Origin of the sequence: Amycolatopsis samaneae (assembly GCF_039541975.1) — a bacterium.
Classification (GTDB): Bacteria; Actinomycetota; Actinomycetes; order Mycobacteriales; family Pseudonocardiaceae; genus Amycolatopsis; species Amycolatopsis samaneae.
Map to the genome: position 1 here is coordinate 103,798 of NZ_BAABHG010000010.1, position 12,970 is coordinate 116,767.

Consider the following 12,970-nt stretch of genomic DNA (forward strand, 5'->3'; position numbering starts at 1 on the left):
CGTTCCTCCTGTGTTCCACCCGCCGGACACCTTAGCCGGGCGGTACGACAGAACGGTCAGCCGCACAGTCCCTCAACCACACAGCCCCTTGGTGGTCAGCACCCTGGTGAGCGCCTCGTGGACCCGTGCCTCGGGCAGTTCGCCGGTCCGCAGCGCCTGGGACAGCCGGTCCAGAACCTCGGTCACGTGTCCGCCCGAGGACCACAGTGCCTCGTCGGCGCCCGACTGGAGGGCCTTCAGCACCGCTTCGGGGAGCGGGAACTCCGCGGTGATCGCCTTCATCGCGCCGAGATCGTCGGTCACCACCGGCCCGGTGAACCCGAACTCCCCGCGCAGCAGCTGGTAGGCGGGGGCCGACAGCGACGCGGGCAGGCCGCCGGTCAGGTCGGGGACGCTCAGGTGCCCGACCATCACCCCGATCGGCCCGTACTCCGCGATCCGCTGGTAGGGCACCAGGTCCACCCGGCGCAGCGTGGGCAGCGGCGGGGTGCTGACGAGCCCGCGGTGCGAGTCCCCGGACGCGTGCCCGTGCCCGGGGAAGTGCTTGAGGACCGGCAGGACCCCGGCGTCGCGCAGCCCCGCGGCGAACGCGCGCACGTACCGCCGCGCACGGGCGGGATCGGCGCTGAACGACCGGTCGCCGATGACGCCGTCGTCGAGCTGGTCGGTGATGTCGGCGTCCGGCGCGTAGTCGACGGTGACCCCGCGGGCACGCAGCTGCCTGCCGCGCTGGGCGGCCACCTCGCGGACCTGGTCCGGGGTCTTGGACGCCGCCAGCTCGCGCGCGCTGGGGATGCTGCCGTCCAGCGCGTCGATGCGCTGGACCCGGCCGCCCTCCTCGTCGACCGCGACGGACACGGGCACCTTCGCGGCCTGCTGGACGGCGTCCAGCGCCTGACCGGAGAGCAGCTCGGTCGCGTCGCCCGCGATGAAGATCCCGCCCGGCTGCTGTTCCCGGACCAGCTTGACCGTCGAAGCCGGATCACTGCCGGGCACGCCGACGACGACCAGCTGCGCGAGCTGGGCGCGGGGGTCGAGTTTGGCGATGGCGGGCCCGCAGTCGGGCACCCGCGCGAGCCGGGCGTCCGCCGTCGGCGGTGCCGCGGCGCTCGTGCCGCCGTCCTGCCTGGTCGACGCCACGACCAGGCTCGCCGCGGCGACCACCACCGCGCCTCCGGCCACCAGCCCGTACCACGCTTTCCGCCGCATCGACCCTTCTCAGCTGCTCAAGACGTCGTCGACCCGACGGTAGCCGACGAAGCGACAGCGGCGGTCCTTCACCCGTACGGGGGGCACGCGTAGGTCCGTGAATGCCACATTGAGGGACTCTGAGTCCCTCAATGTGGCATTCACGGACCGTCCGAAAACCTCAGGAGCCGGTCTTGGCGGTGGCCGGTTTCCCGTTCTTGGCGGGCGTGCCGTTCTGCGCCGGCTCGTCGCCGCCGACCAGCTTCGACGCCTGCGGGATGACGGACTCCTCCGGCAGCGGCTTCAGCTGGCCCTCGCTGCGGCCGAGGATCTCGTCGGCCATCGCCAGGCTCTTGCGGGCCTGCTCGCGGATCTCCGCCAGCCGCTCGACCTTCCGCTGTGCCGCGGTGGTCCGCTGCGCGGCCGTCGTGGTCGCCTCGTCCAGCCGCCGCTTCGCCTCCGCGGTGGCCTCGTCGACGAGCCGCTTCGACTCCGCCGTCGCCTCGCTGATCCGCCGCTCGGCCTGCTGCTTGCTCGCGGTGCGCTGGTCGGCGACGTGCTTCTCCAGCGCGGCGCGCTGCGCGGCCATCGACGCCTCGAACTCGCGCTCGATCTTGCGCCGCTTCCGCTCGGCCTCGGTGTCCAGCAGTTCCCGCCGCTGTGCCGCCTCGACGGTGAGCCGCTGGGTCTCCGCGCGCGTCTCGGCCAGCGCCGCCTCGTGCTCGGAATGCAGCGCCTCGGCCTGCTTGTCCAGCTCGGCCATCAGGTTCGTGTAGCGCTCGCGCAGCTTCGTCGACGCCTCGCTGGAGGACGCCCAGTGCTTCTCCGCGGCGACCTGGGCACGCTTGGTGATCTCGTCGGCGCGGGCCTGCGCGAGCGTGACCGTCCGCTGCATCCGCTCGTCGAGATCTTCCAACCGCTCCGGGGGCTTCTTCAGCTCCTCGACCCGCGCCTGGAGCTGCTGGACCTCCTTGCGCGCGTTCTCGAGTTCACGGGACACGGTCGCGACCTGGTTGGCCGCGGCGTCGCGCTCGTTGATCAGCCTGTGCAGCTGGCCCTCGACGTGATCGAGGTACTGCCGCACCTCGTTGCGGTCGAAACCATGCCACGCCTGGGTGTATTCGCGCCTGAGGGGAAGAAGGCCAGGGAGGCTGTTGTCTCGCTCGGGAACCATGTGCCCGACCGTACCCGCGTACGCCGCGTCGCCGACGTCAGGTTTGGTGATTCACCGGTGTGTCTTCACCCGGGGCTGACAAATGGTGCCCGAACGGCCGCCACCCGGAAGCGGAGAGTCACCAGTGGAATCCGCGACTGAGCCGCGCCAAGGCCATCGCCGCCTTCGACAGGTGTTTTTCCCCACGGCCGATCTTCAGTCCGCCCGAACCGCCCGCGGCGGCGGAGTCGGGGAAGATCCGGAAACCCTGGTACGCGACGGCGTCGGTGAGCCCGGGGGTGAGGGTGTAGGCGAGCCCGATCGCCTGCCCGGCCGGGGTGCCGATGTGCTTCGGCCGCTCGACCAGCGCCTTCAGCACCATGTCCGCCGCCTGCTCCGGTGACTTCGTCGGGAAGGCGTCGTAGATCTTCGTCGGGCGGATCATCGGCGTGCGCACGAGCGGCATGTGGATGGTGGTGAAGGTGATCCCGTCGCCGTGGGTCTCGGTCGCCGCGATCCGCGAGAAGTAGTCCAGCGCCGCCTTCGACGCCGCGTAGGCGGAGAACCGGGGCGCGATGCCCTGCACGCCGATCGACGACACGTTCACGATGTGTCCGAACTTCCGCTCGGACATGTGCGGCAGCACCGCGAGGATCAGCCGCACCGCGCCGAAGTAGTTGATCGCCATCGCGCGCTCGTAGTCGTGCATGCGGTCGTAGGACAGCTTGATGGAGCGGCGGATCGACCGGCCCGCGTTGTTCACCAGCATGTCGATCCGGCCGTGCTCGGCCAGCATCGCGTCGACGGCCTTGTGCACCGACTCCTCGTCGGTCAGGTCCGCCGGGTACACCGACGCCGTGCCGCCCGCGGCGAGGATCTCGTCACGGACCTCCTCCAGCTCGTGCTGCCGCCGCGCGACCAGCAGCGGGACGCCGCCCGCCGCGGCGACCTTCAGCGCCGCCGCGCGCCCGATGCCCGAGGACGCGCCGGTGATGATCACGCGACGGCCGTCCAGCTCGCCGCGCGGGCCGTGCTTGCGCGCGCGGAACGGGTCGAGGTGCTCGCGCCAGTACCGCCACAACGTGGCCGCGTAGTCCTCCAGCCGGGGGACTTCGACACCGGAACCGGCCAGTGCCTTGCGGGTCGACGCCGAGGAGAACACCGACGCGAACGCGACGTTGTCCAGCAGCACCGGCGGGATGCCGAGACGTTCGAGGACCGCGTCGCGCGCGATGGTGAACCCGGGGATGTGCTCGGACAGCCGGGCGAGCCCGACGATGCCTTTGGACAGCTTTTCGTTCAGCTGCACCGAAATCGTCGGCGCGCCCGCCGCCTTCGCGAAGGCGTTGTACACCGAGACCACCGGCTGCGGCTCCGGGTTGACCAGGTGGAAGGCCCGTCCGTCGAGCCCGTCGGTGGTCACCAGTTCCAGCAGCGCCTTCGCGACGTAGTCGACCGGGACGATGTTCGAGTCGCCGAGGCCGGGCCCGACCAGTGGCAGGTCCGGCAGCCCGGTGAGCCTGCTGATCGCGGGGAACAGGTAGTAGGGGCCGTCGATCTTGTCCATCTCGCCGGTCTCGGAATGTCCGACGACGATGGCCGGGCGGTACACCCGCCACGGCACTTCCTGCTGCTCGCGGACCAGTTTCTCGGCCTCGAACTTGGTGCGGTGGTACGGGGTGAGCAGCCGCTGGCCGACGTCGAACATGTCCTCGGTGAACACGCCGTCGTGGTCACCGGCGACCGCGACCGAGGAAACGTGGTGCAGGCAGCCGGCGTCCAGGTCCGCGGCGAGGTCGACGACGTGCTGTGTACCGTCCACATTGGCCTTGACGCTGGCTTCGTCGTCGGCGGTGATGTCGTAGAGGGCGGCCAGGTGCACGACGTGCCCGACCTGCCCGCGCAGCCGCGCGCGGTCTTCTTCGGACACCCCGAGCAGCGGTTCGGCGAGATCGCCGGTGACCAGCGTGACGCGGTCGGCGTGCGGCCACTGGTCGACCAGCGCCGCGAGTTTGTCCCGCGAGGACGCCCGCACCACCAGCGCGATGCGATCGGCGCCAGGACGGGACAGCAGGAGCCGGGTGAAGTGGCGGCCGATCAGCCCGGTCGCGCCGGTCACCAGAAACGTCGCCATTGCTCGCACCCTCTCGCCGTCGCCTGTTCCCCGGCATTGTGCTGCATCCGGCGGCCGCGAACCTATATTACTCGTGGGTAACTTGGCTCACGCCGGATCGGCGACGGCGACGCGGTTCTCCTCGTAGCCCTGCGGCCCGCCGACCCAGCGGCCGCCGCAGGTCACCAGCACCACGCGATGCGGCCCGGACGGGCCGAACAGGTCGTCGGCCCGCTGCGGCAGATCGTTCTTGTGCACGGTGACGAGCTGGGAGATCTTGTACCGCCACGTCTTGCCCTTGGCGTCGACGACGGTGACCTCACCGCCGATCTTCTCGTCCCACAGCTCCGCGAAGGGGCCGATCGCGCCCCGCCAGTTGACGTGCCCGGCGAACACGCTGGCCCCGCCCGCCGCGGTGAGGTCGGCGCCCCACCACGTCGCCTCGCCGAGGTTGTCCGGGATGGGCAGCTCCGCGTTCGGGCCGAGGTTCCTGCGCACCATCACCGCGGTGCCGCCGCCGGGCAGCCGGATCGTGCCCGGCCGCTGTGGCTGTGGCGGCGGCGGGGACGGTGGCTGCGCGGCGGGAGCCGCGGGTGTCGGCGAGGACGGTGTCACCGGGGGGACCGCCGACGTACTCGGCGCGGCGGGCACCGCGGGCGAGCCCTTCGCGGGCACGACGGTGGCGGGGGCCGCTTCCGCGGTCCCCGCCACCACTGTCGTGGGCGGCATGGTGATCACCACGGCGGCGAGCTCGACCGCGAGCACACTCGCGACACCGAGCGCGAAGCCGGTGGCGAGCCGACGACCAGTCACGCGCGCCAGCCTATCGCCGCGAGGCCCGCCGGGCCGCGATGCCGACGAGTGCCGAACCCAGCAGCGCGAGCACGCCGAGGCCGATCAGGCCCGGCGTCGAGTACTGGGTTTCGACGGTGCCCTGCGCCATCGCGACCGGTTTGTCCCCGGCCGGGATCGCGTGCGGGACCTCGTTGGGCACGTTGACCACGCTCAGCGCGAGCGTTTCGCCGGATTTCACCGAACCGCAGGCGGACGGCGGGTTCGCCGGGTCGAACGCGTTCGTGTAGCCCGGTGGGGCGCTCACCTCGACGACGCAGATGTCCTGCGGCGCCTGGATCTTCTCGACCGTCGCGACGCCGGAGCCGTCGGTGGTGACCACGACGGGCTTGCCGTCGGGACCGTTGAGCGGCTTGCCGTCCTGGCCGGTCGCCGCCGCGCTCTTGTCCTTGCCGGTGATCCGCAGCTGCGCGCCGGCGATGCCCTTGCCGGTCTTCTTGTCGGTCTTGGTGACCTGGAGCTGGCCCGGCTTGGCGACGTTCACCGCGCCCTGGACCTTCAGTTCCTTCTCGCCGCCGGTGGAGACGACGTTTTGGGTCGCGAGGCCGCTGCCCTGGGTCACCGGGAACTGCACGTACGGCCGGTCGGCGGGCGCGGACAGCGATCCGGCCAGCTGCGGGTGCTCACCGGACGGGGTGAGCTTGACGGTGACCGTCCCGTCCTTGCCGGTCTTGACCGTGACGTCCTTGGTGGCGGCCTGCGGGCTCGCGTTGCCCGCCTTGTCCTGCTGCTCGGTCCCGGTCGCCTTCGCGCCGGCTTCGTCCACCGAGGCGTCGGTGGCCGCGAGCTTCACCGGGACGTCCGGGATGCCGGTGCCCTGGGAGTTCTTGACCGTGATCGTCCACGCCGCCGGGGTGCCGATGTGCTGCTCGGTGCTGGGCGCGGCGATCGTCGCCGTCCACGGGCCCCGGTTGGCCTCGGCTTCCTTGGTGAGCTTGTCGGCGGCGTCCGCCGCGGCGGCGTGCCCGTTGTCCCGCAGCGTCTTCAGGTGACGCGGGGCGTCGTAGCCGATCTTCTCCGGGGGCAGGCCGGGGTCGAGGTCGTTCTTGCCCTCGCGCGGCGCGGACGTCCACGAGTGCAGCAGGTGCGCGAGCGCGGCGGCCTCGTCGTTGTTCTTGGTGTCGCCGTAGCGCAGCAGCAGGTACGAGATGTTGGCTGCCTTGTCCGCGGGCAGGGCCTGGCCCCACTTGTCGCGGAGTTCGTCACCCGGCTTGTACTTTTCGCCGGTGTCCGGTGCCTTGAGCTGGAAGCTCACGCAGAACACCTGCTTGCCGCCGACGACGTAGGAACCGAGCCAGCCGCGCTTGGGTGTCACGCCCCCGACGGGCTGACCCGGTGTGATCTCGTAACCCACACCTTCCTGGGTCGCCGCGGATGCGGTGGGGGCGACGGCTACGGACAGTGCGCCGAGGAGGCAGGTCGCGAGCAGACCGGTGACCGCCTTCGGGCGTAGGGACCACCCCATGGTGTGTTTGACTCCTTGCCATGTGCCCGCCCGGCGTCCAGCACGCCGAAGGGGTCCACACGATCGTCCACTGAGCGGGCACGCCTTCGGTGAGGATCCGAACACGCGTGGTGAGACTCGACCCTGCGGGCCCGCTTTGTCTAGACGCCATCGGGGGACGGTCGATGAACGGTCGTGATCTCCCTCGCATACGGTGGAGCCCGCCGCCGGTCACAGGGCGGGTAAAGTCATCTTTACTCAGTCGGGAACTGGCAGGCCGGAGTGGTCGTTGAACCCGATACAGGTGCCAGCAGATCCAGGAGGATCAGGTGCGTTCCAGTAGCAACCCGGCGTTCCGCAACCTGCCGCGTGGCGGAACCATGACCGGTGAGTACGGGCCCAACGTGGGCTTCAACCCCGCCCAGGGTTACCCGCAGGCCCAGGGGGGCGTCCCCGGCTACGGTCCGGGGCACGCTCCGACGGGGTCGGCCGACCGGCCGATGACCGTCGACGACGTCGTCATCAAGACGGGGCTGAGCCTCGCCGTCGCGCTCGTGGCCGGTGTGCTCACCGCGCTGTGGGCGCAGAGCCAGCTCGTGGTTTCCGCGTCGGGCCGGATCGCGCTGCCCGGCGCGGTGCTCGGTGTGACGCTCGGCGCGCTGGTCGTCGGGCTCGTCGTCTCGCTGGTGATGATCTTCCGCGGTAAGCCGAGCGGTCCGCTCACGCTGATCTACTCGGGTGTCGAGGGTGTGTTCCTCGGTGCGCTGAGCGGCGTGTTCGAGGCCATTTACCCCGGTATCGCGCTCCAGGCGATCATCGGGACCGCGGGTGTGTTCATCGCGATGCTGGTCGTCTACAAGACCGGCGCGGTCAAGGTCACCCCCAAGCTGACCAAGTGGATCATCGGCGCCGTCTGCGGTGTCGCGATCCTGATGCTGGTCAACCTCATCACCAGCTTCTTCGGCTTCAACCCGCTGCGTGACGGCGGTCCGATCGCGATCATCTTCAGCCTCGTGGTGATCGGTATCGCCGCGTTCAGCTTCCTGCTCGACTTCGACCAGGCCGACCGGATGATCCGCGAGGGCATGCCGTCGAAGTGGGCCTGGTACGCCGCGTTCGGCTTGATGACCACGCTGGTGTGGCTGTACCTGGAGATCCTGCGGCTGCTGTCCTACCTCCGCGACTAGCCGTCGTTTCTTCCGGCTTCCCCGAAGGCCACCCCGCGATCCCGCGGGGTGGCCTTCGGCTTTTCCCAGGGGCTGCTCTCGACCCGGGGTTGTCGGTGCCTGTCCGTACTGTGTTCGGCAAGGGGGCCTTGGGGTGTCCTGAATCTTCCGTTCATTCCTTCAGCGGTCCGTGAATGCCACATTGAGGGACTCTGAGTCCCTCAATGTGGCATTCACGGACCGGCGGAGAGCTTGGCCGCGACGACGGGTTCGGGACGTGCGCGCTCCAAAACCGCGCGCGGCGTCGATGCCGCCAACGGCCCGTTCGCGACGTTGAACGTCCCGAACGTGGCGTTCGGGACGCTGCCGCGGCTCGATGCCCGACGCCGCCCCTCAAGGCGGTCTGTGAAGGACCCCTTACCGGCGCTCAACGCCCTGAAGGCGTCCTTCACAGCCTTCCGTCCCGGGGGCACGAGGGCCGCGCCGCCGCGCCGTCCGGCCCGGTGGACGGCGTCGGCTTTGCTCCGTTCGTCGCACTCTGTGGGACGGGCTGTATCTGCCCGGTCACCAGTCCTAACCTGAGTCTCCCGATCAGCCCGATCTGCCGTGGAGTGTCAAGGTGGCGACAACCGAATCACCGGCCGGTGCCAAGAGGTTCCTCGACTTCCCGACGTCGTGTGCCGCCCCGCTGCCGAAGCCGGAGGAGCCGGTCCGCGTGGTCCCGCTCGCCGTCGCCGGGGTGCTCGCGGTCGGCCTGACCACCTACGTCTGGGCGAGCCACGGCGCGAAGTTCGGGGTGCTGCTGGCACTCGGCCTGCTGCTCGGGCTCGCGCTGTTCCACTCGCGGTTCGGGTTCACCTCGGCGTGGCGGCAGCTGATCGCCGTCGGCAACGGACAGGGGCTGCGCGCGCACGCACTCCTGCTCGGCACGGCGGCGACGCTCATCGCGCTGATCGCGGGTACCGGATCCGGGCTGTTCGGCAGCAAGCCGGCGCCGACGGCGGGCGCGCTCGGGCTGTCGCTGTTCGTGGGCGCGACGGTCTTCGCGATCGGCATGCAGCTCGGTGGCGCGTGCGCGTCCGGCACGTTGTTCGCGGTCGGGTCGGGGCAGTCGGCGATCGTGCTGACCCTCGGCGGGTTCATTGCCGGGTCGGTGCTCTACACCTGGGCCTACCCGGTGCTGTCCGGCTGGCCGGAGTTCAAGGGCGTGCTGCTCGCCGACCACGTCGGCTGGGCGGGCTCGTGGCTGATCACGATCGCGGTGCTCGCGCTCATCGTGCTGGCTACCAGGGCGGTGCAGCGGCGGCGCACGCCGCCGCCGACCGACGTGGTGCCGACCGCGCGCGGGTTCGCCAGGGTGTTCCGCGGTTCGTGGCCGATGCTCGTCGGCGCGCTCGTGCTCGGGGTACTGGCCGCCGCGGTGTTCCTCGTCTCCGGCGGGATCTGGGGCGTCACCAGCGCGTTCAGCCTGTGGGGCGCGAAGATCCTCCAGGTGTTCGGGCTGCACCCGGAGCACTGGGAGTTCTGGCGGCTCAAGGCGAACGCGACCTCGTTGAACACCACCGTCTGGAAGGACAAGACCAGCCTCACCGACATCGGCATCATGATCGGCGCCGGGGTGGCCGCGGCCGCGGCGGGCGCGTGGAAGATCCACAGCTCGATCCCGTGGCGGACGGCGCTGGCCGCGGTACTCGGCGGGATCCTGATGGGGGTCGGCGCGCGGATGGCGGGCGGCTGCAACATCGGCGCGTATCTCGGCGGGATTTCCGTCGGCAGCCTGCACGGCTGGCTGTGGGGCGTGTTCGCGCTGGGCGGCACCTGGATCGGGCTCCGGCTGCGGCCGCTGTTCGGGCTGGCGAACCCGGCCCCCGCCGACAGCGTCTGCTGACGTGTCCCGCTGAAACCGTCGCGGAAAGCGAGCACGACAGCACACCGCGTGCGAACGCGCAACGTTATTTCTTGCCGCGGGCGAAACTGGTTGGCAGGAGCAAGTTCCCATCGGTTACCCTCGGTGCCGAGAGCAGGGGGATTCCGGGTCTATGCCGGATTTGTGTCTTCACGGGCACTGACATCAATTGGGGACGGTTCTACCGTATGAGTTCGCAAGCTGGCCCGGCCGCGCCCGGCGCCGTCACCGACAAACTCGACCGCGACGTACTGAAGGTCGCGGTGGTGGTCGTCGCGGGCGCCATCATGGCGATCCTGGACGTCACGGTCGTCAACGTCGCGATGCAGAAGCTGATGCTTCAGTTCAACACCTCGTTCGACACCATCCAGTGGATCGCCACCGGCTACATGCTCGCGCTGGCGACGGTCATCCCGATCACCGGCTGGGCGGCCGACCGCTTCGGCACCAAACGTCTTTATCTGCTGGCGATCGCGTTCTTCCTGATCGGGTCGATGCTCGCCGGGATGGCGTGGAACGTCGAGTCGCTGATCGCCTTCCGGATCGTGCAGGGCTTCGGCGGCGGCATGCTGATGCCCGCCGGGATGACGATGCTGACGCGGGCCGCGGGCCCGCAGCGGATCGGCCGCGTGATGTCCGTGATCAGCGTGCCGATGCTGCTCGGCCCGGTCTGCGGCCCGATCCTCGGCGGCTGGCTGGTCGACGCGGTGAGCTGGCGCTGGATCTTCTACATCAACGTCCCGATCGGCGCGATCGCCATCCTGCTCGCGCTGAAGCTGCTGCCCAAGGACTCGCCGGAGCCCTCGCAGCGGTTCGACTTCCCCGGCCTGCTCATGGTCTCGCCGGGTCTCGCCGCGCTGATCTTCGGGGTTTCCCGCATCCCGGAAGCGGGCGGGGTCACGCACCTCGCGGTGTGGCTGCCCGGTCTCGCCGGTGTGCTGCTCCTGGTCGGGTTCGTGCTGCGGTCGGTGCGGATCGCCAACCCGCTGCTCGACATGAACCTGTTCCGCAACAAGGCGTTCTCGATGTCGATGTTGACCATGGCGGTGTTCTTCATCGGCATGATGGGCTCGATGCTGCTGCTGCCGACCTACCTCCAGGTGGTGCGCGGTGAGTCGGCGCTGCAGTCCGGGCTGCTGATCGCGCCGCAGGCGCTCGGCGTGATGATCACGATGCCGAGGGCGGGCAAGCTGGCCGACAGGATGGGTCCGCGCAAGCTCGTGCTGCCCGGTGTGGTCGTGATGGTGCTCGGCATGATCCCGTTCACCATGGTCACGGCGGACACCTCGTTCTGGGTGCTGCTGCCCGGGCTGTTCGTGATCGGGCTCGGCATGGGCCTCACGATGGTTCCGGTCATGTCGGCCGCGCTGCAGCAGCTGGAACTGAAGGACATGGCGAAGGCGTCGACCGCGACGAACATCCTCCAGCAGACCGCGGGCGCGGTCGGCTCCGCGGTGATGTCGATCATCCTGGCGGCGCTGCTGGCCGGGAAGTTCGGCGTCCCGACCAGCCAGGGGCAGATCGCCGCCACCGTGGCGACGCTGAACCCGGCCACACACGACGCCGCGGCGTCGATGGCCTCCGACGCGTTCGCGACCACCTTCGTGTGGGCGCTGGTGCTGATGGCGGCGAGCATCATCCCGGCGTTCTTCCTGCCGAAGAAGGGCCCGGCCGCCGCCGCACCCGCGCCCGCACCGGGCGAGGACACCGCCCCGCCGGTGGTCGTCCACTAGCGACACCGTCCGAAAGGTCCGTGGGGGCCTCCTTGAGGGACCTAGAGTCCCTCAAGGAGGCCCCCACGGACCGTTACGGGATCAGGAGAGGCGTTCGAGGACCATGGCCATGCCCTGGCCGCCGCCGACGCACATCGTCTCCAGGCCGAACTGCTTGTCGTGGTGCTGCAACGAGTTGATCAGCGTCGAGGCGATGCGCGCGCCGGTCATGCCGAACGGGTGCCCGACCGCGATCGCGCCGCCGTTGACGTTCAGCCGGTCGATGTCGATGCCGAGGTCGCGATAGGACGGGATGACCTGCGCCGCGAACGCCTCGTTGATCTCGACGAGGTCGATGTCGCCGATGGACAGCCCGGCGCGGGACAGCGCCCGCTTCGACGCCTCCACCGGACCGTAGCCCATGATTTCCGGCGACAGCCCGGAAACCCCGGTCGAGACGACCCGCGCGAGCGGCGTGATGCCGAGTTCACGAGCCTTCGTGTCGGACATGACCACGAGCGCGGCGGCCCCGTCGTTGAGCGGGCAGCAGTTACCCGCGGTGACCCGTCCGTCCGGCCGGAACACCGGCTTCAGGCCCGAGACGCCTTCGAGCGTGACGCCCGCGCGCGGGCCGTCGTCCTTCGAGACGACCGTGCCGTCCGGGAGCGTGACCGGGGTGATGTCCTTGGCCCAGAACCCGTCCGCGATGGCCTTCTCGGCGAGGTTCTGCGACCGGACACCGAACTCGTCCATGTCCTCCCGCGTGACGCCCTTGAGCCGCGCGAGGTTCTCCGCGGTCTGGCCCATCGCGATGTAGACGTCCGGGACCTTGCCCTCGGTCCTCGGGTCGGTCCAGCTGTCCGAGCCCTGCTCCGCGGTCGTCTTCGTGCGGGCCTCGGCCTCGGCGAACAGCGGGTTGTGCGTGTCGGGCCACGAGTCCGAGCTGCCCTTGCCGAAGCGGGACACGGTTTCCACACCGGCCGAGACGAAGACGTCGCCCTCACCCGCCTTGATCGCGTGCAGTGCCATGCGGGTGGTCTGCAGGCTGGAGGCGCAGTAGCGGGTGACGGTGCAGCCGGGCAGGTGGTCGTAGCCGAGCTCGACCGCGACCGCGCGGCCCATGTTGAAACCGGACTCACCGCCCGGCAGACCACAGCCCAGCATCAGGTCGTCGATGTCGGCCGGGTCCAGCTGCGGCACCTTGTCCAGCGCGGCGCGCACCATCCGCGCCGCCAGGTCGTCGGGCCGCATGCTGACCAGCGAACCCTTGTTGGCACGTCCGATCGGCGACCGGGCGGCGGAGACAATCACGGCTTCGGGCATCACAGACCTCTTCGTCGAGTACTGAAATAAGCGCTTGTTCACATCTTGGGCGCGTGTGGCGCGGGCGACAAGCCGAGCGCGACGCGGAACACGTCCGGAAAACCCGCACGGGC

Annotated in this window: 9 protein-coding genes; 3 read left to right on the plus strand and 6 right to left on the minus strand. The window is 70.1% G+C overall.

All coding sequences use genetic code 11. From position 1 onward, the window contains the following. Positions 1 to 72: 72 nt before the first annotated feature. The 5 genes from ABD987_RS26320 to ABD987_RS26340 form a co-directional block, all read right to left on the minus strand. Complete coding sequence (locus ABD987_RS26320; protein ID WP_345399134.1) at positions 73 to 1,209, minus strand: glycoside hydrolase family 3 N-terminal domain-containing protein; 1,137 nt, start codon at positions 1,207 to 1,209, stop codon at positions 73 to 75. A 160-nt stretch (positions 1,210 to 1,369) separates the two neighbouring features. Beyond that, positions 1,370 to 2,362: a coiled-coil domain-containing protein gene (locus tag ABD987_RS26325; protein ID WP_345399137.1), complete on the minus strand. Its 993-nt coding sequence runs from the start codon at positions 2,360 to 2,362 to the stop codon at positions 1,370 to 1,372. A 118-nt stretch (positions 2,363 to 2,480) separates the two neighbouring features. Further along, complete coding sequence (locus tag ABD987_RS26330) at positions 2,481 to 4,475, minus strand: SDR family oxidoreductase (RefSeq protein ID WP_345399140.1); 1,995 nt, start codon at positions 4,473 to 4,475, stop codon at positions 2,481 to 2,483. Between the two features lie 87 nt (positions 4,476 to 4,562). Continuing rightward, entirely contained in the window at positions 4,563 to 5,276 is a 714-nt protein-coding gene (locus ABD987_RS26335; RefSeq protein ID WP_378214413.1) for a class F sortase, read from the minus strand. A gap of 1 nt (position 5,277) precedes the next feature. After that, positions 5,278 to 6,771 carry a SpaA isopeptide-forming pilin-related protein gene (locus tag ABD987_RS26340; RefSeq protein ID WP_345399146.1) on the minus strand — a complete coding sequence of 498 codons (1,494 nt, stop codon included), beginning with the start codon at positions 6,769 to 6,771 and terminating at the stop codon, positions 5,278 to 5,280. 308 nt (positions 6,772 to 7,079) lie between these two features. On the opposite strand from ABD987_RS26340, the gene ABD987_RS26345 reads away from it, so the two are divergent. The 3 genes from ABD987_RS26345 to ABD987_RS26355 all read left to right on the plus strand — a co-directional run bounded on the left by ABD987_RS26345 (position 7,080) and on the right by ABD987_RS26355 (position 11,555). Beyond that, on the plus strand, positions 7,080 to 7,937 hold the full coding sequence (locus tag ABD987_RS26345; RefSeq protein WP_345399149.1) for a Bax inhibitor-1/YccA family protein: 858 nt from the start codon (positions 7,080 to 7,082) through the stop codon (positions 7,935 to 7,937). Positions 7,938 to 8,535: 598 nt separating this feature from the next. Further along, complete coding sequence (locus tag ABD987_RS26350; protein WP_345399152.1) at positions 8,536 to 9,804, plus strand: YeeE/YedE family protein; 1,269 nt, start codon at positions 8,536 to 8,538, stop codon at positions 9,802 to 9,804. Between the two features lie 206 nt (positions 9,805 to 10,010). Then, positions 10,011 to 11,555: a DHA2 family efflux MFS transporter permease subunit gene (locus ABD987_RS26355; RefSeq protein WP_345399155.1), complete on the plus strand. Its 1,545-nt coding sequence runs from the start codon at positions 10,011 to 10,013 to the stop codon at positions 11,553 to 11,555. A gap of 81 nt (positions 11,556 to 11,636) precedes the next feature. Here ABD987_RS26355 and ABD987_RS26360 read toward each other — a convergent pair whose 3' ends face one another. Then, positions 11,637 to 12,857, minus strand: a complete 1,221-nt coding sequence (locus ABD987_RS26360; protein WP_345399158.1) for an acetyl-CoA C-acetyltransferase — start codon at positions 12,855 to 12,857, stop codon at positions 11,637 to 11,639. Positions 12,858 to 12,970 lie beyond the last annotated feature (113 nt).